The sequence below is a fragment of the Nocardiopsis camelliae genome (assembly GCF_028993595.1).
Taxonomy (GTDB): domain Bacteria; phylum Actinomycetota; class Actinomycetes; order Streptosporangiales; family Streptosporangiaceae; genus Nocardiopsis; species Nocardiopsis dassonvillei.
On the sequence record NZ_CP118614.1, the window covers coordinates 2,899,088 to 2,923,349 of the forward strand.

Sequence of the window (24,262 nt, forward strand, 5' to 3'; positions counted from 1 at the left end):
CGCGGGTGCGGGGTCGGGTGCCCACGGGGGTGAGCGCGCGGCCCGCGCCGGACCTCCGCTATCGGGGGATTCGAGAGGGTCCGGCGAGACGCGGGAGCCCCCGCGCGATCCGGTCGCGTGGGGGCTTTTCCCTTTCCGGAAGGCGGCTTGGCCACCACGTGTATTTACTGAGAGTTGCTGTATAACTACTCTTGGTGAACACTGGATGTGTTCCGCCGCCGCGGCCCGCCCGCGCGCCTCCGTCCGAGAAGGAAGAACCCTCCCCGTGCCCGTGAACCTGACGCGTGCCGCCCTCGCCGCGACCGCCGCCCTGACCCTGGCCGGACTGGCCGGTGCCCCCGCCCTGGCCGACGAGGCCGCCGCCGAGCCCACCACGGAGCCCTCCTGCGGCAGCCCCCTGGTACTGCTCTCGCCCGGTGCGCAGGTCGAGGGCAGCAGCTGCTCGGTGGTGAGCACGGTCGATCAGGAGCTCCAGAGCCTCGGCCCGGGCGGCCTGCTGCCCAGCGTGCCCGACATGTACAGCATGCCCGGCACCGGCTGGGGCTGATCGCGGGCTCAGTCCTCCTCCGCGTGCCGGGGCACCACGACCACGGGCACCGGCGAACTGTGCATCACGCCCTGGCTGACCGACCCCAGCAGCACGCCGCGCACACCGCCCCGGCCGCGCGAGCCCACGACCACCAGGTCGGCCTCGGCGGCCGCCTCCACCAGTGCGTCCACCGGGTTGCGCTGGGTGCGCACGGCGGAGATGTCCACGTCGGCGGTGGAGTCGTCCATCACCTCGGCCAGCACACCCGAGACGAGTTCCTCGGACTGGCGTTCCAGCAGGTCGTCGGGCGGGGTCCACCCCGACTCGGTGAGGGAGGCGGTGGCGAAGGGCAGCGGGACCTCCCAGCTGTGCACCACCACGACCGAGGAGCCCTCCTGGAGCGCGGCCCGGTGCAGGGCGAAGTCCAGCGCGCGCCGGGAGTCCACCGAGCCGTCCACGCCGACCGCGATCCGCAGCGGTTTCGGCGGTCGCGGCGCGCGTCCCTCGGTGTCGGGGACGACGACCACCGGGCAGAGCGCCTTGGCGGCCAGCCGCATTCCGGCCGCACCCGCGAGCACCGAGCGCACCGGACCCATACCACGCGAGCCCACGACCACCAGGTCCCCGTGGCCGGTGCGGTGCAGCAGCGCCAGCGGCGGTTCCTCCAGCCCCAGCGCGGTCTCCACCCGCAGCCCCGGCCGCAGCGAGCGCACGTGCTCGACGGCCTCCTCCAGGAGGCGGCGGCCCTGGGCGGTCATCTCCTCGGTGGGAGGGAAGCGGGTGGGACCGGCGTAGACCGACATCACCAGCGGCATGGACAGGGCGTGCACGACGTACAGGGGGAGCTGCCTGAGCTCGGCCTCCGCCGCGGCCCACTCCAGGGCTCCGCGCGCCGACGCCGATCCGTCGACGCCCACCGCGACCTTGGGAGAGGGGATCGGGTCATCGGGCATGGTTTCCTGCCTTCTCGTCGCGGGACGTGTTCTGCGGGAGGTGGACTCCTCCCACCGCAGAGCGTGCCCTACGGCGGGGGTCCGCACCCGCCGCGGCGGCGGTGTGGCGCGAAAAACGTCCGCCTTCCCACGTGGTTCCCCTACCCGGGCCGCCCGCCCGGACGCACCGGTGTGAGCGGTGGGGGATGAGCGCTGCCGTGTGCTGCGTGAGGATGTACGCCGAGGCCAAGGGCGTTTTCCCCAGTTCCGCAGTTCCGCGCACGCGGAGGTGGACTGGTCTTCTGGGGGAGCGTGACAGGGGCGCCCGACCCTCGCGGGCGCCCATGTCCGCATTCGGCCACGGCCCCCGCGCCACTGCCGGGTACATCCCCGTGTGGAGGTGGTCATGTCAGGCAACTGCCCAGCGGGCCAGCACGACTGGCAATCCGGCCCCAACGGCACGGCCAAGTGCAGCAGATGCGGAGCGATCAGCTCGAAGAACTACTGACTCCCGACCTCGCAGGCCGGGGGGTGGCAGTCCACACAGTCCTCCCGGCACTCGCCGTAGTTCGTCATCGACATCGACTTGCACCGTGTGCACAGCAACCGCTTCCCGCCCGGCGGGTCGTGCCGCCACTGGTGGTGGCCCCGGCGGCAGATCCCGGACGGTTGGATACGGGTGCGGTCTGTGGAGGTCTCCATGGATGCTCACCGTAGCCGTGACGAGACAGGCGGGGAAGGCCAATCGGCCACAACCCCCTCTCGCCCCCTCACTCAGGCTCCGCGCACGCGGAGATGGACCAGAGCCTCAGCAGTATCCCCCGACACTGACAGGAGCCACCCGTGGCCCAGTGCTCCATGTGTAAAGGTGAAGGCACCGTAGTAATCGAGTCCGACGGAGACGGCAGCGGCGGCGGTTGGACACACCGCCAGGTGGTCACGTGCAGCGGTTGCAAGGGAACGGGGGAGACGTGACGGATGACCTCGACGGGCTTCACGCCGCCCTGGTGGAGCGCCTGGACACCACCGCCACGATCCGCGACGCGTTCGCGGCCCACCCCCGGCACCTGTTCATCCCCGACCTGGTCTGGCCCGACGCGACCGGCCTGCCCCTGCACCGGACATCTGCGCCTGACCGGTGGACGCGTCTGGTGTACGGCTCCGACGCGGTCACCACCCAGGCCAACGACGGCGGTCCGGGGCCGCGCAACGAACCCAGTTCCTCGTCGTCAGCGCCCCAGGTGATGGCGGACATGATCGCCGCGGCCGGAATCAGCGAGGGCATGCGGGTGCTGGAGGTCGGCACCGGCACCGGGTGGAACGCCGCGATCCTGGCCTCCCTCGTGGGGGAGAAGGGGTCTGTCACCAGCATCGAGATCGACCCCGGTGTGGCCGCCCTGGCGCGGGAACGGCTGACCGGAACCGGGGTCACCGTTCGCACCGCCGCCGAGCCGCCTCCCGGGGAGGTGTACGACGCGGTCATCGCCACCTGCGCGGCGACCCGGATACCGGGCGCGTGGCTCGCCGCTGCTGAGGGCGCGGTGCTCGTGCTTCCCTGGAGTCCGCACCCGGCGGCCCACAGTACGCCGATCGTCGCCCTTGCCGTGCGCGAGGGGCGCGGGTCGGGGCCGTTCGTGCGCGAGGCCGCGTTCATGCGCGACCGCACACAGCGCGCGGGTGACCTTCCCTTCCCCGGTCTCGGGCGGAAACCGACTCCGGTCGCCGACTTTCCCGTCGGATCGGTGGAACTCATCGGCTCGGGGATGATGACCCAGCTGATGTTGATGATGCCCGGGGTCCGTCTGGGAACAGGGCTGCGGCCCTTCCGGGGCGAGCCCGGCCGGATCGTGTGGATGGGCGTCGGGCAGGCGTGGGCGTACGTGTGGCCGGACGGCACCGTCACCGGCGGCGGTGACCGTGCCTTGGGTGAGGAATCGGGGCACGCGTACCGGCTGCTGCGGGGTGCCGGGTCCCCAGGGCTGGAGAGCTTTGACCTGGAAGCCGTTACCGGTCAGGACTCCTACCGGGTGGTGTGTGCGGCCCTGGGGCAGCACTGGGATCACCCCGTGTCGTCCTGAGCTTCTCGCCGTGCTCGTCCTGCTCTTCAGGGCTGTTTCTCCGGCTCGGTGAGCCTGTGAAGGTCAGGTTTGGAACGCCTGTGTGCCCGGCGCAGTAGTTCGAGGACGCCGGAAGGGCCACGGGAGGCAGTGAAGATGAGTGCAGCCGTGCGCTGTGTGAGGATGTACGTCGATGCTGAGAGCGCCCAGCATGTCCCAGGCCAAGGTTGCGGCGAGATAACGGCCCGCGTTTTCGCAGGTCGTTAAGCGTGAGCCCCGCGCACGCGGGGATGGGCCGGGTGTCTATCGCCTGGTAGATGCGCTCCCGGGGTGAGCCCCGCGCACGCGGGGATGGGCCGGTGACCGTGAGTGGCCACTGTGCGTTCGTGGCAAAGCGCGGTGCCATCGGGGCGGCGGACGCAGAGAGCCCCACCTCCCGAGAAAGAGGTGGGGTTTTTCGCTGTGCCCGAGGTCAGGCGGCTGGGTTCTCCGTCATGCCGAGCTGCCTGAGGTCGAGGCGCTCGGCGCGGCGCGCGAGCAGGTACAGGTGCCCCGATGTCCGATCCATCTCGCGGATGAGCGTGAACCCCTGCCCCTGGTAGTACTTCGCCAGTTCGGGGAAGAAGCATCCTTGCCGTACCCACTGGCGTTCCTCTCTCGCTGCCCGGTCCACCGCCCACAGGTCGATCAGGGTGCCCGGCTTGTGCTCCCGGTAGTCGGGGTGGGTGCAGGTGGAGAACAGGTAAAGGCTCGGCTCGTCGGCCTCGTCGGGGGTCCAGTCCTTCGGCGGCGCGTGCTCGGTCACCGTCGTGCACCCGATGATGCGACCTTCGCCTTCGAGCACCCACATGAACCCGGCCGCGGCCTGCCCGGCAAGATCGGCGACGGCCTCGCGCCACGACTCCAGTCCGCGCTCCTCCATCCAGTCGCAGCGCGCGGTGATGACCGATGCGACTGCGGGGGTGTCGGCCTCGGTGGCGGGACGCATGGTGAACATGGTCGGGGTCCTCTCTCAGCGCAGGAACGCGGTCGCGGACAGGTGCAGGCTCAGGACTTCCAGGAGCTTCGACTCCCGCTCCTCCTGGTAGTGCTCGGCGGTCAGCCGTTCGGCCGCGGCCCGCAGCCCATCGGGGTCGACCAGCCCGTCATCGAACAGGGGTGACCCGTCGGCCAGCATACGGGCGAACAGGGGCGGCGCATGGGAGATCAGGGCGTGCTGGATGACCTCCGCGAAGGACTCCCGCTCCACCTGGTGCACGACGTCGTCGCTCATCCCGAGCGCCTGCAGGCGGCGCCGTTGAAGCTGCTTCAGCTCTCGCCAGGCGAAGGGAAGCTGCTCGCCGAGTTCGACCATGTCGGGGTCGGCGAACGGGTGCACCGGCCACAGCCCTTCTCGCAGCAGGGCGGGCGCGGCGCTCTCCAGCGACAGCAGCGTCATGGAGTTGACCCGCGCCGGGGGCGCGATGCCGTCGTCGGCGAACTCCAACACGGCGCGGGCGCGCGGCCCGACCCAGGGCAGGACCAGGGCGTCGGTGATCTCGCCGAGCCCTTGGTGGGGCTCTTCCTCCTGGGTGAGGGCGACCATCTCATCCCCGCCCAGGCCGGTCACCACGGTGCGGGCGCAGGTCTGGGCGATGGCGTGCGCCATCAGGGTGAACGGGTGGTGTAGCGGGTCCTCGTAAGGGTTGACCACGTCGCCGCTCACCCACCGGCAGCCGGGCGCCAGCGGTGGGTGCTCCATGGCGTCGAGGGTGATGTCGGGGTTGGCGAAGTGCACGCGGGAGCGCATCTCGGCGCGGCGCCGGATCTGCTGTGCGCGCCCCGGGCCGCCGATCAGCAGGGTGGCGGTGGGGAACCGGTCGGGGTGGCGCTCGGCCGCGCGGGTGGCCACGGTACCCGAGTCGAACCCGCCGGTCAGGTGGAACAGGGTGGTGTCATGCGCCCAGGGGCGGCGGTCCATCGCAGTGTCCATAGTCGCGACGAACGCGCCCAGGACATCGGCGTCCGGGGCCAGCTCACGGGGGGCCCGGTGCAGGGCGGGCTCGGGGTAGGTGATCCACAGGGACCCGCCGAAGTGCGCGGTCGCGCGTTCGGTGAGCCGGTGCACGCCCCGGTACAGGGTCTCGGCGGAGTACCGGGGCCGGTAGATCAGCAGCCGGGCGGCTTCCTTGGGGTTGATGCCGGTGGCGTGGCCGCGAAGGTCGGCCATGGCCCAGGACCCGACCAGGGTCGTGTCGGTGGAGGCCAGGTACAGGGGCGTGGTCCGGGCCGCCCCTGCGGTGACGCGCACCGGCAGGCCGGGCTCGGTCTCGATGAGGACGACGTCGGTCGGCCAGCCCGCGACGGCGTCGCGCGCCTGGTCGTACTCGGCGGGCGTAAGGGTCCGGACACCGGGGTCGCAGGCCGGGCGGTCGGCGACGCGCTCGCGGACCACGAGCAGGGTCCGGCGGCCGTCAGTCGCGGCCAGGTGCTCGACCATCGGGTGGTCGAAGGGGGTGACCGTGCTGCGCTGGTCGAGGGTGCTGTAGCACGCCCCGGACCAGGCCCAGGTCGGATTCTCCGTGTAGGGGGTCAACTGCAATCGCAACATGGGGTGCTCCAGGGCGTGCGTTCAGCGGAACAGGTGAAGGTTGCTACCGGCGGTTGGTGTCGTAGGTGTGCGCGGCGTCGCTGCTGCCCGAGCACTTCTTGTACTCGTGGCTCTGCGCGGGGGTCTGCACGACGGCGCGCGGGGACGCGAGGAACAGGCCGTCCGCCTGCTCACTCTTGCTCGGGGGTGGGGGAGTGAAGTCGTTCACGCTTCTCCTTGTGGTGCGTGGGGAGTGGTGATCCCCGTGCGGGGGCCACCACTTGTTATTGCCCGAAGGACAGGGGCTGTGCGTGGTGCGCTATTCGCACTTTTCGCACTGCTTTCCGTTGCCGGGTCCGCCGCATCCGCTGCATACCGCCATCGGGAGTACCTCCTTTCTTGGTCGGAGAGGTGGCCTGCACGGCCGGGCAGCATGTGCGCTCGGCCGTGCGGTGCTCAGAGGGGCCGCCCACTCCAGCTGCGTAGCGGCCCCGTGGCCACCCTGTGGGGGTGGTTTTGTGTGGGCCCTGGCGCCCAGAGGCCGGGTCACGGGGGATGGTTTGGAGCCCGCGCGGTCGGATGGACCGCGCACATCACCCGCCTGGTCCGGCTCGTACCGGTGAGCCCCGCGCACGAGGGGGTTCCACACCGGACCCTCCCGGTGAGCTCCGCGCACGCGGGGATGGGCCCGTCTTGGGAAACTCCCGCCTGGCGCGGCCGGGTCTCGGTACGCTCGCAGGGACGGCGGTGCCGAGACGCGAGGGGGCCTGTGGTGCGGGAGATCGAGACGAAGTACCGGGTGGCCGACCTCGAAGCGCTGCTGGCCGCGCTCAAGGAAGCCGGGGTGCGCGTGAGCGACCCCGCCTACCAGGACGACCAGGCCTACGCCCCTGCTGGCTGGCAGCCGGAGCTGGGCCAGGTCGGCCACACCTTCGCCCGTCTGCGCACCCAGGACAGCGTGCACCTGCTCACCACGAAGACCCCGCTGGCCAACGCCATGGAGTGCGTGGAGTACGAGACCATCGTCGCCGACCGCGAGCAGATGCACGGCGCCCTGCTGGCGCTGGGCTACGAACCCACGGTGCGCATCGTCAAGCACCGTCGCACCGGCACCACAGGGCCCATCGGGGTGTGCGTGGACCTGGTCGAGGGCCTGGGCGCTTTCATCGAACTGGAACTGGTGGTCGATGACGACCGCGACGGCCTGACCGCCCAGGCCGAACTCGACGCGTGGGCGCGAGGGCTCGACGCGGCCCTGGAACGCACCACCGACACCTACGACACCCTCGTGCGCGCCGCGACGGACTGAGGGCTTCAGGGGGTGGGGGTGGGTTCGTCGGGCTGGTTGAGGAGGGTGGCGATGTGTTCTTTGGGGTAGCGGCGTGCTCCGCCGGGGGTGCGGAAGGGTTTGAGGACGTTGTCCCATTGGCCTCGGTGGAGGCTGCGGGGGCGGATGTTGAACAGGGCGGCGACTTCGCTGGGCGTGAGGACGTCGGGGCGGCCGTCGAGGAGGTAGCTGTAGTCGGGCATGAGGGGCTTTCCGTGTCCGGTGTTGTGTGAGTGGTGGATCGGGTGGCCCCGCCTCCTCGGGGAAGGAGGAGGCGGGGCTTCGGGCTGGTGCGCAGGGCACCGGCCCTGGTCCGCGCCGTCACGGGGGAGGGCGCGGAGGCCGAGGGGCGGCCAGGGGTGCGTGGGTTACCAGGGGAAGACGGCGCGGACGGTGATCGCGCCGCAGGAGTGCTGTTTCCAGTCCCAGTAGGAGCACAGGGCTTCGACCAGGCGCAGGCCGTTGCCGCTGGGGCGCAGGGGTTCGGCCGCAGGCACGGCCGGGAAGCTGGGTTTCTCGCCGGGGCGGGGGCCGTTGTCGGTGACGCGGAGTTCCAGGTGGCGCGGGGTGCGTTCGATCTCCACGCGGATGCTGCCGCCGGGGAGCCCGGACGCTGAGTGGCGCAGGGCGTTGGTGGTCATCTCGGACACGGCGATGCTGACGGGTTCGGCCAGGCTGGGGCGGGATCGGGTTGCTTGGGCGGCCCAGCGGCGGGCGATCTTGACGTGGCCGAGTTCGGGGCCGAGCAGGATGCCTGATTTGGTGTCGGTTCCGCACAGTCGGCGTGGAAGCGTCGGGGCCTGGAGGATAGGCTTGTTCATGTCTCACCTCGGGTGTCTCGGGGTGGGGCACTCCGCCTCGGAGATCGCTCTCACCTTCGGTCTCCGGGGCTTTTTCATGCCCTTGTGGATATTTCGCCCGATATGGGCTGCGAAGCTTTCTGTATTTGCTTCGCTACAGACCTTGCCAACCTCGCCGCCCCCTGGTCTAGGCTTATCGTCACCCTCGGTATTTTTTGCATAGGCGGCCATAGGCCGCGTTGAGAGATCGGAGTGCGGCGGCATGTCCGACGAAGACCTCAAGGTTTCGAAGGAACGTTTCGGGAAGCTCCTCAAGAAACTCCGGTCCAGAGCTGGGCTGACGCAACAGGAGCTGAGTGCCCTGTCCATGGTTGGCCAGAGCACCATCAGCGATATTGAGCGTGGGAAAAAACGGACGCAGAGGGACTACGTCGTCCATTTGGACTCAGCCCTCACCGCGCGTGGAGTTCTACTGGGCGCGTGGGACGCGTCCTTCTCCGATGGTGGAACCAGCGCCTACTTCCGCGAAGTGGCCGAAGCCGAGCAAACCGCGGAGGAGATTCGGGAGTACGCCTTGGGTCTTGTACCCGGCCTGCTCCAGGTTGAGGGGTACGTTCGGGCGATCAGTAGTCTCGCCCGACCGAAAGCTGCCCCTGAGAGCATCGACAAGATCGTGGTCGCCCGCCAGTACCGGCAGGAACTTCTGACTCGTGCGCACCCGCCTGCGGTAACGGTCCTGCTGGACGAGGCGGTGCTCCTACGTCGGTTCCAGGACCCCAGGGTCATGGATGCGCAGATCCAGCACCTCATCGAACAGTCCCGGCGCCCCCGGTTGCGGATTCAGATCGTGCCGTTGAAGACGGAGGGGCATGCCGGTCTGGGTGGCGCTTTCACCCTGATGGAAGTCCCCGACACGGGGACGTTCGCTTACGTGGAGAGCCAGGAGACGGGGTTCGTCCTGAGGCAGTCAGAGGTTGTGGCAGGCTACGAGCACACGTTCGCGGAGCTGAGGAGCGCCGCGCTGCCGGTCCCTGAGAGCCGCGTCAGGATGGAAGAGATTCGAGGCATGATCGCATGATGACCGAGGACTGGAGCAAGTCCAGCTACAGCAACGGCACCGGTGGCAACTGCCTGGAAGCCCGTCGTGACCAGGCCGCCGTCCTGGTCCGCGACACCCAGAACCGGCCGCTCGGCCACCTCGCGACCCCCACCGTCGAGTGGACGGCCCTGGTCAGCGCCGTTCGCGCCCAGTAGTCCACAGACACGACCGGCCCCGCCCAGACGCACCGGGCGGGGCCGTTCACTGTCCCGCCGCGTAGTCCCGGGGCGATGACCCCAGCACGCGCAGGAACATCGTGGAGAACGCCGACGGGCTCTCGTACCCCAACCCCATCGCCACCCTGGTCACCGGCTCACCTCTGGCCAACAGCGGCAGCGCGTGCAGCACGCATGCCCGCTGCCGCCACCGCGCGAAGCTCATTCCCGTCTCCGCCCGGAAGAGCCGGTGCACAGTCCGCTCGCTGACGTGCAACCGCCCCGCCCACCGCGCGGGCGGATCGTGCACGTCCGGCGCCCCCAGGAACTCCTCGCACATCGCCCTCAACCCCTCGTGCCCGGGCAGCGGCAGGTCCAGCGGCAGCGGCACGAGCCGACGCAGTTCGTGCAGCACCAGCGCGAACACCGCCGCGTCCCGACCGTGCGGGGAGTAGCGCGGCTCCAGGTCCACCGCCGTCAACAGCAGTTCCCGGAGCAGCGGCGATACCTCCACCACCTGGCAGCGCCCCGGGAACCACGCGACCGCGCTCGGTTCCAGGTACAGGCTGCGCGTGCTCACCCCCGTCATGACCACCCGGTGGTCGGTCCCGGCCGGGATCAGCACGGCCCGGTGCGGCGGCACGGTCCACTCCCCGTCCGCGGTCTGGACCCGCATCACCCCCGTCGCCCCGTAGAGGAACTGCGCCCGCCGGTGCCGGTGGGCGGGCAGCACGTGCTCGGGCGGGTAGTCGGTGCCGATCGCCAGGACGGGCCGGTCGATGGAGTCCACCTCGGCGACGGGGATGTTGCGCATGGGGTGGACGCTACCGGTGTTGTCCGCTGCACGAAGGATGGTGGCCTTCTTTCGAAAGCGCGCCAGCCACCGCCTGCCTAACGTGGTCGGGGTGCTCACCTTCGTCCTTCCCCTGCTCGCCCTGGGCCTGCTGACCGGCGTCACCACCGTCCTGTTCGGCTTCGGCGGCGGCTTCGTGGTCGTCCCCGTCGTCTACTACGTCACCCGCGCCCAGGCCGACCCCGGCGTGGACCCGATGGCCGTGGCCGTGGCCACCTCCACCGCCGTGATGGTCGTCAACGCGCTCAGCGCCACCCTCTCCCAGCACCGGGCCGGGCGGCTGCGCCGCGACTACGTGTGGCCGCTGGCCGCCTACATCGGCGTCGGCGCGGTGCTGGGCTCTCTGGCAGCCACGGTCGTCGGGGGAGGGGCCCAGCGCGTGCTGTTCATCGCCTACATCGCCGTCACCCTGCTCGACACCCTCCTGCGCAAGGGCTTCCTGACCCGCGACCCCGACGCCGGACCCCGCCTGCTGGGGCGGCGCACCACCACGGCGGGCGGTGTCGGTATCGGCGCGGTGACCAGTTTTCTCGGCGTGGGCGGCAGCGTCATGACCGTCCCCCTGCTGCGCCGCAGGGGCCTGCCGATGGGGGAGGCGACCGCGATGGCCAACCCGCTCAGCCTTCCCGTCGCGGTGGCGGGTACGGCGGTGTACGCGCTGTTCGGCGACGGAGGAGGCGCCGGGCCCGGCCACCTGGGATCGGTGGACCTCGTGGCCGGGGCCCTCCTGCTCGCCGGGTCGCTGCCCGCCATCGCCGTCACCCGCCGCCTGGTGGGCCGGGTGCCCGACCGGGTGCACGCGGTCTCCTACGTCGTGCTGCTGGCGGTGGTCCTGGCGGCCTTCCTGTTCGTGTGAACGTTCGGCCGCGGGGCGGTCCCGCCGCTGGCCCTACCGCCGCGTACCGCTGGCCGCCGGGGCGCTCAGTGGAGGGGCCGCACGGGCGCCCGGGGGTGCGTGTCGGTGACCGGTCCTCCCGCCACCTGCGGAAATACTGGCCGTATGGATCTTGAGGGAGCCCGCGTCCTGGTGGCCGGGGCCACGGGCGTACTCGGCGGACACATCAGCAGGGCACTGAACCGGGAGGGCACACGGGTCGTCCTCGCCGGACGCGACGAGGAGGCGCTCGACGCGCTCTCGCGGGAACTCGACGGGTCCTCCACGGCCACGTTCGAGGCGGCCGACACCGAAGGCTGCGCGGCGCTCGTGCGCCGCACCGCAGAGGAGCAGGGCGGTCTGGACGGGCTGGTCATCGCCTTCGGCGTCGTGGCCTTCGACACCGGCCCCGACTCCGAGGGCGGCATCGAGGAAGCCGCGGTCGAGAAGATGTTCCAGGTCAACACGCTCGCGCCGATGGCGATGCTGCGCGCGGCAATCGACGCGGTCAAGCCCGGCGGGGCGGTGGCGGCGGTCACCGCCGTGACCGCCGAGTACCCGACCCACGGCATGGCGGCCTACTCGGCCAGCAAGGCCGCCCTGTCGGCCTGGCTGACCGCCGCCCGCGCGGACTACCGCGCCAGGCACGTCGCGGCTCTGGACGTGCGCGCGCCGCACATGGACACCGGCCTCGCCGACCGACCCCTGGCCGGGACCGCGCCCGGGAACCTGCCCGAGCCCCACCCCGTGGACGAGGTGGTGGACGCGATCGTGCGGGCACTGCGATCCGACGCCAGGTCCGTGGCCTTCGACCCCCGAGAGCGCAAGCTCAACGTCCGGTAACCGCTGGTGCCCGGCCCGTCGGCGGCCGGGCGGCGGTGCGCCGCGCCCGCCTCTGCGCGCTGCTCTTCGGGGACCGCGACAGCGCGCCTTCGTGCTCCGGGCGGGCCCGCCGTCGTCGGTCGGGGCGGCGCGTCAGGTCTGGGGGTCCAGCATCGCCGCCGCGGCGGCCAGGTCGGCGTCGGCGCCGGTGGTCAGCGCGTACAGGGCGTACCCGACGGGGGAGGCGTCCCACAGGTGCCTGGCCTGCGCCGCCAGGCCGGGGTGGACGTGTCCGCCCGCCCGCTCGTAGGCGGTCAGGGTGGCCCGCAGCATCTCTTCGCCCGCGGCGCCGTACTGGGCGGACAGGTCGCGGGCGGGGTCGTCCAGTCTAGGATCCCGGTCACCGCGCCCTCCTCGTCGAGCAGCACGTGCGCGGGTTGTTAGCTGTTGGATCGGGAAGCCACTCAAACGCACACGAGGGCACAGGAGTGAGCCTCTACTGCTGTCGGAAAGCGGTGTATGACTGTGCGCCCTCACCCCTGCGCATGGTGCGACGAAGAAAACCCATCCGAGAAGTTCGCTGATTCTCCGGACAAGCGCCCCCGAACCTGGCTACGGTCGTATCGAACACAGCGACGGAACCGGCAGGGGCAGGAGGCGAGACGAGATGGCAGGTACCGGCATACGGCGGTTGCGGGCCCTCGCTGACTCGTTCCTGGTCCCCGCGCCGACCGGGGTGAGCGTGCGTGACCGGCTCAAGGGCGTGACCCCTGAGGACGAGGCGGTACTGCGGGCCGTGGGCGCCCATCTGGGCTCGCTCGCCTCCACGGACCTGGCCATCCGGTGTGCGGATGGCACCAGCCATGGCAAGGACTCCTGGGCGGCCCGCAAACGGGAGCTGACCCCTGTCTCGTCGTCGCGGTGGGCCGGAGCCCTGACCAAGGCCTCGAACGAGCAGTGGGCGCTGGCCCGCCGCAGCCAACTCGCCCACCTCCACCGCCTCCAGGCGGGCATCGACACCCTGCGCCACCGGTTGGCCCAACCCCTCAGAACCCCGGGCACCAAGGGCGTCCCGGGCGGGTACTCCTGTCGGCGGGAGTGGCACGCCAAGTCCCGACGCCTGGCCGCCCTGGAGGACCGCCATGCGGTGGCGGTGGCCGACTGGGAGGCGGGGCGGGTCCGTGTGGTGCGTGGCGGTAAGCGGTTGCTGCACAGCCGTCACCACCTGGAGCGGGCACAGCTGACCGAGGAAGAGTGGCGGGCTCGGTGGGAGGCCGAGCGCTTCTTCTTGTCCGCTGAGGGTGAGTCCGGCAAACGCTACGGCAACGAGACCATCCGCATCACCCCTGAGGGGCAGGTCTCGATCAGGTTGCCCGCTCCGCTGGCGGACCTGGCCAACGCTGCCCGTGGTCGGTATGTGCTCTCGGGCCGGGTGGCCTTCGCCCACCGGGGCGCCGAGTGGGCTGATCGGGTCGAGGCCGACGGGGCGGTGGCCTACCGCCTCCACCTGGACGCGGGCCGGGGCCGGTGGTATGTGAGCGCGTCCTGGACCCCGCAGGCGGTGCCTGCCCTGCCTATGCAAGCGGCGCTGGCCCATGGGGTGGTGGGGGTGGACGCCAACGCCGACCACCTGGCCGCCTGGCAGTTGGACACCCACGGCAACCCGGTCGGGGAACCGCGCCGGTTCGTCTTCGAGTTGTCCGGTAGCGCCTCCCACCGGGACGCGCAGGTGCGCCATGCTCTGTCCCGGCTGCTGCGCTGGGCCACGGCAAGCGGCGTGCACGCTATCGCTATCGAGGACTTGGACTTCGCTCGCGAGAAGACCCGGGAGAAGCACGGACGCCGTAAGAGGTTTCGGCAGTTGATCAGTGGTTTTCCCACCGCTCGGTTGCGGTCCCGGTTGGTGTCGATGGCCCACACCCTGGGGGTGGCGGTCATCGCCGTGGACCCGGCATACACCTCCCGGTGGGGTGCCCAGCACTGGCAACAACCCCTGTCCACTAAACGTAGGAAGGTCTCCCGGCACGATGCTGCGAGCATCGCGGTCGGGCGGCGCGCTCAGGGCCACCCGGTCCGGCGTCGGACGGCACCGCCCCCACACCACCAGGGTGATGGTGTGGGGCATCGGACCGTCCAGGCCGCATCGGGGAGTTGTGGGCGTGAGGGGAACCGCCCACCCGTCACGGCGCGTGCACGCGATGCGCGTGGCCGGACGGGGCAGGAACGCGGTGACCCAGCCCATTCAGCACCGTTCGGGATGGGTGCGGTGCCAGCGTGACCCCCTGGGGTCACTTCTGATCACTGTTCAGGAACGGTAGATCTCGCCGTGGGTCATGACGGTCCGCTCGGGCCAGCAGGTGTCGTCGTCGAGCCAGGTCCGCCAGGCCCCGGCCAGGGCGGGGGAGACGGTGAAGGCCTCGCTCACGCGGGCGATGTCGTCCCGCCACGCCTGACGTACCCGGGCCGGGGTGCGGATCTCGACGCCCGCGGCCTCGGCCCGTTCCGGGGTGATCGAGTGCAGACGGGCCAGCAGGCGCCCCAGGCGCTCGGCGTAGTCGGGGCTGGCGGGGTCCATGTGCCAGACGGGTTCTCCGGCGTCGGTCAGGGTCAGGCCCGGGGCGCCGGGCAGGGCCGGGTAGGCGATCAGCTCGGGGGAGCGGACCCGCCAGTCGGGGACCGCGACGCCGTCCTCGGCCAGGACCGGGGCGACCAGGTCGAGGATGCGCTTCTCGGCGGTCATGCCCTCGGCGACGTCGGCGCGGCGCGGGACGCGCAGCACCCACTTGCGGCCGGTCTCGTCGTGGGCCATGACGACGCGGTAGTCCAGGCCCGCCTCGTTCACCGTGGCGTCCCGCGCGGACAGGTGCAGGCCGTGGGCGGCCGCCAGGGTGATGGTGTGATCGATGGTGCTCATGGGATCAAGCTCCCACCCGCGTCCGCGTAAAGCGAGGCGACAGGTCGTGCGGGCGACGCCGGACGCGGACGGGAGCGGTCGCGCTTCGGACCGCCCCCGGCCCGCTCCGGGGGCGATCACGGCGATCGACTGAGCCCGACCCGGGTCAACCGGCCCGGAGAGGGCCGGACTCCGGCGCCGGGGCGGCGAAGTACTCGTGCGCCGTGCGGGCGAGCAGCGTGGCGCCGTCGGAGATGACCCCGTTGGCGGCCTCCCCCACGCAGACGGCGGCGAACTCGGGCTGGTGGTTGCTGACCGGGAAGCAGCCCAGGCCGATGTAGGGGTGGATGGCCGGAACGTGCTGGGAGACGTTGCCCATGTCGGTCGAGGCGCGGTTCATCGTCTGGTGTTCGGGGGGCGCGTCGAAGCGCCGCCCGAGCGCCAGGGCGTGCCGGGTGTAGATCTCCAGGGCGCGCTCGTCCGTGCGGAACTCCGAGTAGGGCTGGGACTCCGGGGTGAACTCCAGGGCGGTGTCCGTCGCCAGCGCTCCGGACCGGAAGCACTGCTCCACCCGGCGGCGCAACGGCTCCAACTGGGCCAGGCTCTCTGCCCGGGTGTACCAGCGGCCCTCGGTCACCGCGGGGATGGCGTTGGGCGCCTGCCCGCCCACCGTCTGGATGCCGTGGACGCGGGTGCCCGGCGGGAGCTGCTGGCGCAGCAGGCCGAGGGCCACCTGGGCGACCACGAAGGCGTCGTTGGCGTTGCGGCCCTCGTGCGGGTAGGCGGCGGCGTGGGCCGACCGGCCGGTGAAGCGGACGTGGTCGTGGGCGACGGCGTAGGGCTCGGCCCGAGGGGCGTCCACCGGACCGGGGTGGGCCATCAGCGCCAGGTCCAGGTCCCGGAAGGCCCCCGCGTCCAGCAGTTCGATCTTGCCGCCGCCGCCCTCCTCGGCCGGAGTGGCGATCACGTCGATACGCAGGTCGAGCCGGTCCGCCCAGGGGCGCAGCGCGATCGCCGCGCCCACCGAAATCGCGGCGATCAGGTTGTGCCCGCAGGCGTGGCCCAGGCCGGGCAGCGCGTCGTACTCCACGACGAAGCCGACCCTGCGCCGACCGGACCCGTAGGTGGCGTGCAGCGCGGTGGGAAAGCCCAGGTAGGCGGTCTCGACGGCGAAACCGAACCGCTCCAGCAGCTCGGCCGTCCACCGCGCCGCGCGGTGCTCCTCCCAGGCGGTTTCGGGGTGGGCGTGCAGCGTCTCGGAGTAGGAGACCAGGTCCGGCAGGTGCTCCGCGGCGCTCGGCAGCGCGCCGTGTCCAATCGCGCCGTGTCCAAGCGCTCCGGGTTCAGCGGTCATCGCCCGGCACCCCGTATCCCGGTGAGGCGGCCGGTTCCAGGCCGCGCCGGACGTAGTCGTCGCGCTGGGGGAGCCAGACCTTGAGCAGTTCCCCCAGCTCCCCGATCGGATCCTCCCGCCAGTCCACGCGCAGGTCCGTGTCGCGCCAGCCGTGCGCGGACACGGTGGACAGCCCCGCCGAGTAGACCGGTCCGGCCTCGCCTCCGGCGGCCAGGCCCGCAGCCAGGGCGGTGAGCAGGCGTTCCTCCAGCTCCCCCCGGGCCGAGGCGAAGGCCTCGCACATGGCCGCGGGGACGCCGGGGTCCGCGAGCATGTTCCCGGCGGCGGCGCAGTGGGGGCCGGTGGCCTCACCGTGGACGCCGAGGGTGAGGCCGCCGCTGAACGTGGCCGCGTCGCCCGAGGCGTCCACCACGGTGAGCTGCCGGTAGGCGGTGTCCGGTGCGGTGGCGATCACGGCGTCGAGCGCGGCCCGGGGGCCCGCGCCCGCGGCGAGCCGGTCCAGCAGCGCCGTTCCCAGACGCGGGTCGGTGATGTTCTGCGAGGCGACCGCGCCGACGCGGTCGCGCAGGTGGACGACCCGCGCGGCGACGGCGGGGGAGGACGAGGAGGCGGCGATGCCGAACCTGCCGTCCTGGTGGGCCGCGATGGAGAAGGTCACTTGCCGCCTCCCGAGATCACGGCCGTCGCGTCGATCTCCACGAGCCATTCGGGCCGGGCCAGGGCCTGGACGACGATGCCCGTGGAGACCGGGTGGACCCCCTTCAGCCAGCGACCCATCTCGCGGTAGACCTCCTCGCGGTAGCGCGGGTCGGTGAGGTAGACGGTCACCTTCACGATGTCCTCCAGACCACTGCCCGCCTCCCTGAGCAGGAGGTCGATGTTGGCCATGGCCTTCTCGGTCTGGGCGCGGACGTCGCCGACGCCCACGGACTCGCGGGTGTCCAGGTCCTGGCCGATCTGGCCGCGCAGGTAGACGACCCCTCCGGCCACCACCGCCTGGCACAGGTCGTTGTCGAGGTTCTGCTCGGGGTAGGTGTCCCTGGTGTTGAACTTGCGGATGCGCGTGTGCGTGGTCATGGTGTGATCACCCCTGGGTGCGGAACGGGCGCGGGCGCGCGTCGTGGTGCTGCGTGTAGCCGCGCTGGATGCAGATCTGGTCGGCCACGTACTTGGCGTCGTGCCAGGCCCCCCAGATGAAGCTCGAACCGCGGCGGGACTGCCACGGCAGCCCCATGAAGTAGACGCCGGGCTCGGAGGAGACCCCGCGCTGGTGCCGGGGCCTGCCGTTCTCGTCGAACGCGTCCACTCGCAGCCAGCCGTAGTCGGCGGTGAAGCCGGTCGCCCACAGGACGGTCCGGACCCCGGCGGCGGCGAGGTCGAGTTCGCGGAGGGGATCGGTCACCGACTCCGGGTAGGCGCCCAGGGCGCGGGCCCCGGGCTCCTCGGGCAGGTCGAGGCCGTTGCGCTCGACGTAGGCGTCGGCCTCGTCCAGCAGTGACAGGTAGTTGGCGTCGCCGCGGGCGATGTTGTCGCGCAGGTCGGGCGCGAAGCGGACGGTTCCGGCGTCGAAGGACTCCGTGCGGCCGACCAGCGTGACGCCGCGCCCGGCCAGGTCCCGGAAATCCACGGTGTGGCCGCCGTGCGCGCCGCTGACCGCGATCGTGACGTGCTCGGCACCCTGCGCGGGGGCCGAGGCCTCCCACTTGCCGAGGACGCCCAGCCACCAGACGAAGTCGTGTTCCCGGTACCTGCGCGGCGGGCGGTCGTGCGGGCCGACGGACAGGTACACTTGGCGGCCGCTGGCGCGCAGTTCGTCGGCGATCTGGACCCCAGAGGAGCCCGACCCGACCACGAGCACGCCGCCCTCGGGCAGCTGCGCGGGGTTGCGGTAGGCGCTGGAGTGGAGCTGGACCAAGTCCGCGTCCCCGGGGATGACCGGGGGGACGACCGGTCGCTGGAACGGGCCGGTGGCGGCCACGACGTAGCGGGCGTCGAAGTCCCCGTCCGAGGTCCGGACCCGGAACCCCCGGCGTCCGGTGTTGCGCCGCACCGAGGTCACCTCGACCCCGCACCGGATCGGCGCGCCGATCTTCTCCGCGTAGGTCGCCAGGTAGTCCGCGACGCCGTCCTTGGAGGCGAAGTCCTCGGGGTCCAGGCCGGTGAACTCCAGGCCGGGGAACCGGTCGTGCCAGACGGGCCCGTTCGTGACCAGCGAGTCCCACCGCTCCGAGCGCCAGCGCTCGGCCACCCGGCTCCTCTCCAGGACGACGTGCGGCACCCGGCGGTCGCTGAGGTGTTCGCTCATCGCGATCCCGGCCTGCCCCCCTCCGACGACCACGACCTCGATCTCTTCCAATGACATGCACAGCCTCCAGGCTCTGGTCAACGCGTGTGTTCGGGACGGGCGCGCCCCGCGTGCCTCCCCCGGCCGCGCGGGCGCCGTCCCCCGGGCCCGGCCGCGGCCGGACCCGGACGGGTGGTGGGGGGAGGGTTCAGCGGGAGGCCCGGTCGCTCTCGTGCAGCAGGTCGGAGCCGCTGGTTTCGGGCATGGTGCGCAGCGTGACCGCGCCGATGACGCCGATCACGACCATGGTGAAGGCGGGGACCATGCTGCTGCCGGTGAGGGAGATCAGCCAGGTCATCAGGTACGGCAGGGTTCCGGCGAAGAACGCCCCGGCGACGCTGTAGGCCATCGACAGCCCGCTCTGCCGGGTCCGGGTCGGGAAGAGCTCCGCCACCGCGGACGCGTGGGTGCCCAGGATGACCGCCAGGATCGCGGCCAGGCCGAAGGTCGCGGCGAACGCCGCCCACGAGGTCTGCACCTGCATCAGCAGGAACAGCGGCACGGAGGCCGCGATCAGCAGCGCGGCGGCGGTGTAGAGCACCGGCTTGCGGCCCACGCGGTCCGACATCCTGCCCGAGAGCGGGATGATCCCCATGGCGACGACCGAGGCCACCGCGGAGAGCAGGGCCGCCCGGTCGGCGGGCACTCCCACGATCTCCTCCTGGTAGGTGATCAGGTACACCAGGACGATGTAGAAGGTCGAGTTCATGAAGGTCTCGATGCCGACCGTCTGGAGGAACTGCCTGCCGTTGGAGCGGAACACCTCCACGACCGGCTGGCTCGGGACGTTGTTCATGTCCTCCAGCGCGCGGTACTCGGGCGTGTCCTCGATGCGCAGGCGGATGTAGAGGCCCACCGCGGCCATGGGCACCGTGAGCAGGAACGGGATGCGCCACGCCCAGTCGAGGACGACCTCGGCCGGGAAGGACGCGTGCAGGGCCCACACGGCGAACGACGCGCACAGGAACCCGGCGACCGAGCCGAACTCGATCCAGGAGCAGCCGAACCCGCGGCGCTTGGGCGGCGAGAACTCCGCGAGGAAGGCCGCGGCCGAGCCGAACTCACCGCCCGCGGCCAGGCCCTGGATGATGCGGGCGACCACCAGCAGGATCGGCGCGAGGAGGCCGACGGACTCGTAGCTGGGCAGCAGCCCGAGCATGAGCGTGCCCGCCGCCATCGAGATGATGACGATCGACAGCGTGGTCTTGCGCCCGAAGCGGTCGCCGAGGTGGCCGAAGAGCACCGAGCCGAGCGGGCGCACGAAGAACGCCACGGCGAAGACCGCGAAGACCGACAGCAGGGCGGTAGTGCCGTCCTGCTCGGGGAAGAACACCTGCGCCATGGTGGTGGCCAGGTAGGCGTAGACGGCCCAGTCGAACCAGTGGACGAACACGCCCACCGCCCCGGCGAACACACCCCGCCGCAGGTCCTTCTCGTCGACCTGCTCCGCGACCTCGCTCGTCATCTCTTCTCCTGGGGTCTCGTCCTGGCGCGCACCGGGGCCGGTGAGGCCGAGGCGGCCTCCCCGGTCGGGGCGTCCCTGTGCATGGTCAGGAGGCCGCTCGTTCGCGGGAGTGTGGTCTCGAACGCCCGGCGGGAGCGGGGTGGGGCCCACGGCGCCGTCGGTATCGGACCTGCCTGTGCCATGGGTCACCACTATCCAGGCGGGTCCTAGGATCTGTAAAACACATAGTTCCGAAGATCTCCTTCGGAAAAAGCGATAGCTCGGGTAGGAGGGCCCAACCGATGGGCGACGTGAGCCTGCGGCAGCTGGAGTACCTGAGGGCCATAGCCAGGCTCGGGTCGGTGACGGCGGCGGCACGGGAGCTGTTCGTCTCGCAGTCGACGGTCTCGACGGCGTTGACCGACCTGGAGACGGCGCTGGGGGTCACCCTCTTCGTCCGCTCCCCGAAGGGGATGCGCCCCACCGCGTCGGGGCAGCGCGCCCTGGCCGTGGCCGACGACGTGCGGGCCAGCCTCGAACAGCTCCGGGAGACCGCCAGCCGGGAGAGGGAGGAGGTCGAGGGGGAGCTCACCATCGGCTGCTACGCCACGATCGCGCCGATCCTGCTGCCCAGGGTCATCGCGGAGTTCTCGCGTCGGCACCCGCAGGTGCGGCTCTCGTTCGTCGAGGCCTCCCACGGGGCCCTCGTGGACGACCTGCTCAACTCCCGCATCGACCTGGCGATCACCTACCACTACGAGCTGGCGGGCGTGCGCCCGGCGGTCGGCGTGACCTCGCAGTGGCTGCGGTCCGACCCCCCTTACGCGCTCACCCCGGTGGACGGGCCCCTGAGCGCGAAGGGGGAGCTGACCCTGGCTGACCTGGCGGTCGAGCCGCTGATCCTCTTCGACCTGCCGCCCGGCGGCGACTACTTCCTCGGCCTGTTCGCCAGGGCGGGGCTGACGCCCAACGTGCGCTTTCGCACCACGAGCTTCGAGATGGTGCGGGCCCTGGTGGCCCGCGGCCTGGGCAACGCCCTGCTCACCCAGCGCACCGTGCTGGAGCGCAGCTACGAGGACCTGCCCTACGCGACCAGGGAGCTGGACATCCGGTCCGAGGGGCTCGGGATCGAGGTCATGCGGCTCGCCGGGCGCAAGCCGGTGCGGCGGATGGAGGCCTTCGTCGAGGTCTGCAAGGAGGTCGTGGTCTGACCCGCCCGGGCACCGGGGTCAGGGCGGCCCGGGGCGCAGCGCTCACCCCCGCGCGGTGTTCTCCGGGCTCGGCGCGGGGGCCAGGTGCGGGAACTCCGCGGCGGTCGTGAACCGGCCCTCATCGTGGTGGACCGTCAGTTCGCCGCCGCTGTCGGCCACCCGTTCGCGCAGGGTGGCCAGCCCCCGCAGGCGCGCGGGCGGCTCCTCGGCGGCGCCGTCGTTGACGATGGTGATGCCGGTCTCGGTCAGGGTGATGCGCACCTGAGCGGCCTGGGCGTGGCGCAGGATGTTGGTGGTGGTCTCGCGCAGCACCTGGCCCAGCAGCTCGCCCGCGCCCGGGGCCACCTCGGCCTCGCGGTCCACGCGCACGTCGATCTCGGCGGCCTCGAAGAGGTTCTTGGCGTTCTCCAGCTCCGCGGACAGGTTCAGGCGCCGCTGGGCGTGGGCCAGCTCCCGGGTCTGGGTGATGGTGTCGCCCACCAGGGACTGGATCTCGCCCAGTTCCTCCTCGGCGCGGTCGGGGTCGGCGCGCACCAGTCTGCGGGCCAGCGCGGTCTTGAGCTTGACCACGTGCAGGGTGTGGCCCTGGATGTCGTGCAGGTCGCTGGCGAAGCGCATGCGCTCCTGGGCCACGGCCAGTTCCGCCTCGCGCTCACGCGCCGCCGCCAACTCCGCGATGAGGGCGTGCATCGCGTGGACGAGGATCGTGAGGACGACCCCGCCCAGGGCGACGCCCGCCGAGGCGACCACGTGCTGGAGCAGGAAGTCGACCACGCCCCCGCGCGACACCACCAGTTTCGCCGTGAGCCCGGCGACGGCGAAGACGGCGATCCCCGCTGCCGCCGCCCGCTGGTGGCGCGGCAGGTCGAGGATGATGATGGTGGCCACGATGGCGAACCCGTAGGCGGGCATAGACACGTCCACCAGGAGCATGCCGAGCAGCCACAGGAGCGCGGTGGCGACCAGGCCGGCGAGCGTGGTCCGGGAGAGGCGGCCAACGTGCCACCGGCTGACGACCAGCAGGGTCACGGCCAGGCTCAGGGCCATGAGGAGCGCGTCCTGCCACGAGCTGGCGTTCACCGCCACCAGCAGCGCTCCGACGGCGGAGACCGCGCCGGTGATGAGGTCCACGTGGAGCTTGCGCAGCCGTCCCTGCGTCTCCTCGGTCTTCTCGGACGCCATGCGTGTCCCTTCCAGGTTCGTGTCCACCGCGCACGGTCCTTCGCCCCGGCACCTCCGCCGCCGGAGCGGCGGCGCCAGGGCCGCGGGGTCCGGGCGGAGCGCGGGTGCGCCGCCCTCCTCGGAGGCGGCCGAGGACCGCGTCCGCGTGAGGGCGCTCCGCGCGAGCGGGCGGGCGCCGGTTGCGCCCCCAGTATTCTCCCGGCTCCGCCGAGTGCACCAGTGACGCCGCGTCATGACCCGGACCCGACAAACGTCACGGCCGGGTGATGACGTGGTCCCACTGCCGCCGGAGCGCGGCGACGGCTGCAATGGAGAGAGTCCCCTCATGCAGACCGATCGCCGCGAAGACCCTCTGGAGCCCGTCACCATGACGACCGACCGCGCCGAAGGCCCGCCCTCCGTCCCCGGAGGCGAAGACCCGCCCGCCGCCGCCGACACCCGGGCCCAGGCGGGTTCGACGCCGGTGGCCGAACGAGCCCTGGCCCCCGACCTGGCCCGCGGCATGATGCTGCTGCTGATCGCGCTGGCCCACGTGCCGTGGTTCCTGTACCAGGCGCCCACCGGCCTGGCCATGCTGCACCCCGTCGACGGCGACCTGGCGGACAAGGTCGCGCAGTTCATGACGATCGTCGTCGTGGACGCCCGCACGCACACCATGTTCGGCTTCCTCTTCGCCTACGGCATCGGGCAGATGTACCGCCGGCAGAGGGCGCGCGGCACCAGTGAGAAGGAGGCCCGTAGGCTCCTGCGCAGGCGCCACCTGTGGATGCTCGTCTTCGGCGCGGTGCACGCCGCCCTGCTGTGGCAGGGCGACATCCTGGGCACCTACGGCCTGATCGGGCTCATCATGGTGCCGCTGTTCCTCAACCGCAGCGACCGCACCCTCAAGATCTGGCTGTCCGTCCTGCTGGCCCTGGGCGCCCTGGTCACCCTCGTCTCGGCGGCCGCGGTCCTGCTGGCGCCGGACGCGGCGTCCACGGCCGCGGCGACCGACATGCAAAGGGCCAGCATCGCCGAGACGGGCTACCTGCTCTCCGCCGTGTTCCGCCTCCCGGCCTGGTTCTTCGCGCTCTTCTCCGGCCTGTTCACCCTGGCTCTGCCGACGGTGTTCCTGATCGGCCTGCTCGCGGCGCGGCACCGGTTCCTGGAGGACCCGGCGCGACACCTGGGGCTGCTGCGCCGGGTCGCGTTCCTGGGCATCTCCGCGGGGTGGGCCGCCGGAGCGGTGCTGGGCCTGCAGCACGTGGGCGTCCTGGACGCCACCTACATCTCGGCGGTCTCCTCGGTGCACTTCTACACCGGAATCCTCACCGGGGTGGGCTACGCGGCGCTCTTCGGCCTCCTGGCGCACCGGCTCTCCGCCCGGGGGACGCAGCGGTCCCTGCCGGTCCGGGCGCTGGTGTCCCTGGGGCGGCGCTCCCTGAGCGGCTACCTCGCCCAGTCGGTGGCCTTCGCCCCGTTCCTGGCCGCCTGGGGACTGGGCCTGGGCGTGTACCTGTCCAGCTGGTCGGCGGTGCTGGTGGCCGTGGGCACCTGGCTGCTGACCGTCGCGGCGGCGTTCTGGCTCGACCGCGCGGGCAGGCGCGGACCGGCGGAGGTCCTGCTGCGGAGGCTGACCTACCGCAGGTCGTGACGCGGGGCCGTGGCGCGCCCCGCGACGGGGCGGCGCCACCGCCCCGGCATGACGTTTCTCCGTTCTGACTCATGACGCGGTGTCACTGGTGGCACCCCGGAGTCGGGAGAACACTGAAAGACGGATGCCAACCGACGCCGCGGAGCCGCGGACGGACGCGAGGGCACGGCCCCTCCGGTCCGCG

The 24,262-nt window shown here is 71.7% G+C and carries 26 protein-coding genes; 10 read left to right on the top strand and 16 right to left on the bottom strand.

Annotated features, from left to right (window positions below):
* Positions 1-265 precede the first annotated feature (265 nt).
* On the top strand, positions 266-547 hold the full coding sequence (locus PV789_RS12610; protein ID WP_274977590.1) for a hypothetical protein: 282 nt from the start codon (positions 266-268) through the stop codon (positions 545-547).
* An 8-nt stretch (positions 548-555) separates the two neighbouring features.
* Here the strand turns inward: PV789_RS12610 and PV789_RS12615 are convergent, their stop codons facing one another.
* Both PV789_RS12615 and PV789_RS12620 read right to left on the bottom strand, forming a co-directional pair.
* Positions 556-1,482 carry a universal stress protein gene (locus tag PV789_RS12615; protein WP_274977591.1) on the bottom strand — a complete coding sequence of 309 codons (927 nt, stop codon included), beginning with the start codon at positions 1,480-1,482 and terminating at the stop codon, positions 556-558.
* A 480-nt stretch (positions 1,483-1,962) separates the two neighbouring features.
* Positions 1,963-2,163 carry a hypothetical protein gene (locus tag PV789_RS12620; protein WP_274977592.1) on the bottom strand — a complete coding sequence of 67 codons (201 nt, stop codon included), beginning with the start codon at positions 2,161-2,163 and terminating at the stop codon, positions 1,963-1,965.
* Between the two features lie 269 nt (positions 2,164-2,432).
* Between PV789_RS12620 and PV789_RS12625 the strand changes: the two genes are divergently transcribed.
* The gene (locus PV789_RS12625) at positions 2,433-3,539 is read left to right on the top strand and encodes a protein-L-isoaspartate O-methyltransferase family protein (protein ID WP_274977593.1); all 1,107 of its coding nucleotides are present in this window, start codon (positions 2,433-2,435) and stop codon (positions 3,537-3,539) included.
* A gap of 451 nt (positions 3,540-3,990) precedes the next feature.
* Here PV789_RS12625 and PV789_RS12630 read toward each other — a convergent pair whose 3' ends face one another.
* From PV789_RS12630 to PV789_RS12640, 3 genes are read right to left on the bottom strand one after another with little or no spacing between them, the layout of a single operon-like run.
* Entirely contained in the window at positions 3,991-4,515 is a 525-nt protein-coding gene (locus PV789_RS12630) for a GNAT family N-acetyltransferase (RefSeq protein ID WP_274977594.1), read from the bottom strand.
* A gap of 15 nt (positions 4,516-4,530) precedes the next feature.
* Positions 4,531-6,108: an asparagine synthase-related protein gene (locus PV789_RS12635; protein WP_274977595.1), complete on the bottom strand. Its 1,578-nt coding sequence runs from the start codon at positions 6,106-6,108 to the stop codon at positions 4,531-4,533.
* A 43-nt stretch (positions 6,109-6,151) separates the two neighbouring features.
* Complete coding sequence (locus PV789_RS12640) at positions 6,152-6,316, bottom strand: hypothetical protein (RefSeq protein WP_274977596.1); 165 nt, start codon at positions 6,314-6,316, stop codon at positions 6,152-6,154.
* Between the two features lie 543 nt (positions 6,317-6,859).
* On the opposite strand from PV789_RS12640, the gene PV789_RS12645 reads away from it, so the two are divergent.
* Positions 6,860-7,396, top strand: coding sequence for a class IV adenylate cyclase (locus PV789_RS12645; RefSeq protein ID WP_274977597.1), 537 nt, complete (start codon positions 6,860-6,862; stop codon positions 7,394-7,396).
* Positions 7,397-7,401: 5 nt separating this feature from the next.
* On the opposite strand, the gene PV789_RS12650 is transcribed toward PV789_RS12645, so the two are convergent.
* On the bottom strand, positions 7,402-7,617 hold the full coding sequence (locus PV789_RS12650; protein ID WP_274977598.1) for a helix-turn-helix domain-containing protein: 216 nt from the start codon (positions 7,615-7,617) through the stop codon (positions 7,402-7,404).
* Between the two features lie 165 nt (positions 7,618-7,782).
* Positions 7,783-8,235 (bottom strand): ATP-binding protein, encoded by a 453-nt coding sequence (locus PV789_RS12655; RefSeq protein WP_274977599.1) that lies wholly within the window; start codon positions 8,233-8,235, stop codon positions 7,783-7,785.
* A gap of 241 nt (positions 8,236-8,476) precedes the next feature.
* Between PV789_RS12655 and PV789_RS12660 the strand changes: the two genes are divergently transcribed.
* Both PV789_RS12660 and PV789_RS12665 read left to right on the top strand, forming a co-directional pair.
* Positions 8,477-9,292 (top strand): helix-turn-helix domain-containing protein, encoded by an 816-nt coding sequence (locus tag PV789_RS12660; protein ID WP_274977600.1) that lies wholly within the window; start codon positions 8,477-8,479, stop codon positions 9,290-9,292.
* Entirely contained in the window at positions 9,289-9,468 is a 180-nt protein-coding gene (locus PV789_RS12665; protein ID WP_274977601.1) for a DUF397 domain-containing protein, read from the top strand. Before PV789_RS12660 ends, PV789_RS12665 begins: the two co-directional genes overlap by 4 nt.
* A gap of 46 nt (positions 9,469-9,514) precedes the next feature.
* Here PV789_RS12665 and PV789_RS12670 read toward each other — a convergent pair whose 3' ends face one another.
* A complete protein-coding gene (locus PV789_RS12670; protein WP_274977602.1) occupies positions 9,515-10,282 on the bottom strand; it encodes an AraC family transcriptional regulator in 768 nt (255 codons plus the stop codon).
* 82 nt (positions 10,283-10,364) lie between these two features.
* Here PV789_RS12670 and PV789_RS12675 point away from each other — a divergent pair, with 82 nt between their 5' ends.
* Together PV789_RS12675 and PV789_RS12680 are read left to right on the top strand one after the other, a co-directional pair.
* Positions 10,365-11,177 (top strand): sulfite exporter TauE/SafE family protein, encoded by an 813-nt coding sequence (locus PV789_RS12675; protein ID WP_274978130.1) that lies wholly within the window; start codon positions 10,365-10,367, stop codon positions 11,175-11,177.
* A gap of 144 nt (positions 11,178-11,321) precedes the next feature.
* The gene (locus PV789_RS12680; protein WP_274977603.1) at positions 11,322-12,038 is read left to right on the top strand and encodes an SDR family NAD(P)-dependent oxidoreductase; all 717 of its coding nucleotides are present in this window, start codon (positions 11,322-11,324) and stop codon (positions 12,036-12,038) included.
* Between the two features lie 132 nt (positions 12,039-12,170).
* Here the strand turns inward: PV789_RS12680 and PV789_RS12685 are convergent, their stop codons facing one another.
* Complete coding sequence (locus PV789_RS12685; RefSeq protein WP_274977604.1) at positions 12,171-12,350, bottom strand: hypothetical protein; 180 nt, start codon at positions 12,348-12,350, stop codon at positions 12,171-12,173.
* A gap of 334 nt (positions 12,351-12,684) precedes the next feature.
* On the opposite strand from PV789_RS12685, the gene PV789_RS12690 reads away from it, so the two are divergent.
* Positions 12,685-14,295 carry an IS200/IS605 family accessory protein TnpB-related protein gene (locus tag PV789_RS12690; protein WP_274977605.1) on the top strand — a complete coding sequence of 537 codons (1,611 nt, stop codon included), beginning with the start codon at positions 12,685-12,687 and terminating at the stop codon, positions 14,293-14,295.
* A gap of 27 nt (positions 14,296-14,322) precedes the next feature.
* On the opposite strand, the gene PV789_RS12695 is transcribed toward PV789_RS12690, so the two are convergent.
* The 6 genes from PV789_RS12695 to PV789_RS12720 form a co-directional block, all read right to left on the bottom strand.
* Complete coding sequence (locus PV789_RS12695) at positions 14,323-14,931, bottom strand: phosphotransferase (protein ID WP_274977606.1); 609 nt, start codon at positions 14,929-14,931, stop codon at positions 14,323-14,325.
* 145 nt (positions 14,932-15,076) lie between these two features.
* Positions 15,077-16,264: a M20 family metallopeptidase gene (locus PV789_RS12700; protein ID WP_274977607.1), complete on the bottom strand. Its 1,188-nt coding sequence runs from the start codon at positions 16,262-16,264 to the stop codon at positions 15,077-15,079.
* Positions 16,254-16,922 carry a DUF1028 domain-containing protein gene (locus PV789_RS12705; protein ID WP_274977608.1) on the bottom strand — a complete coding sequence of 223 codons (669 nt, stop codon included), beginning with the start codon at positions 16,920-16,922 and terminating at the stop codon, positions 16,254-16,256. Before PV789_RS12705 ends, PV789_RS12700 begins: the two co-directional genes overlap by 11 nt.
* Entirely contained in the window at positions 16,919-17,341 is a 423-nt protein-coding gene (locus PV789_RS12710; RefSeq protein ID WP_130397675.1) for a RidA family protein, read from the bottom strand. Before PV789_RS12710 ends, PV789_RS12705 begins: the two co-directional genes overlap by 4 nt.
* Positions 17,342-17,348: 7 nt before the next feature.
* On the bottom strand, positions 17,349-18,626 hold the full coding sequence (locus tag PV789_RS12715; RefSeq protein ID WP_274977609.1) for a flavin-containing monooxygenase: 1,278 nt from the start codon (positions 18,624-18,626) through the stop codon (positions 17,349-17,351).
* A 130-nt stretch (positions 18,627-18,756) separates the two neighbouring features.
* Positions 18,757-20,073 carry an MFS transporter gene (locus PV789_RS12720; protein ID WP_274977610.1) on the bottom strand — a complete coding sequence of 439 codons (1,317 nt, stop codon included), beginning with the start codon at positions 20,071-20,073 and terminating at the stop codon, positions 18,757-18,759.
* 281 nt (positions 20,074-20,354) lie between these two features.
* Between PV789_RS12720 and PV789_RS12725 the strand changes: the two genes are divergently transcribed.
* Complete coding sequence (locus PV789_RS12725; RefSeq protein WP_274977611.1) at positions 20,355-21,263, top strand: LysR family transcriptional regulator; 909 nt, start codon at positions 20,355-20,357, stop codon at positions 21,261-21,263.
* Positions 21,264-21,305: 42 nt separating this feature from the next.
* Here PV789_RS12725 and PV789_RS12730 read toward each other — a convergent pair whose 3' ends face one another.
* Positions 21,306-22,445, bottom strand: coding sequence for a sensor histidine kinase (locus PV789_RS12730; protein ID WP_274977612.1), 1,140 nt, complete (start codon positions 22,443-22,445; stop codon positions 21,306-21,308).
* Between the two features lie 325 nt (positions 22,446-22,770).
* Here PV789_RS12730 and PV789_RS12735 point away from each other — a divergent pair, with 325 nt between their 5' ends.
* Positions 22,771-24,078 carry a DUF418 domain-containing protein gene (locus tag PV789_RS12735; protein ID WP_274977613.1) on the top strand — a complete coding sequence of 436 codons (1,308 nt, stop codon included), beginning with the start codon at positions 22,771-22,773 and terminating at the stop codon, positions 24,076-24,078.
* The last annotated feature ends 184 nt before the right edge of the window (positions 24,079-24,262 follow it).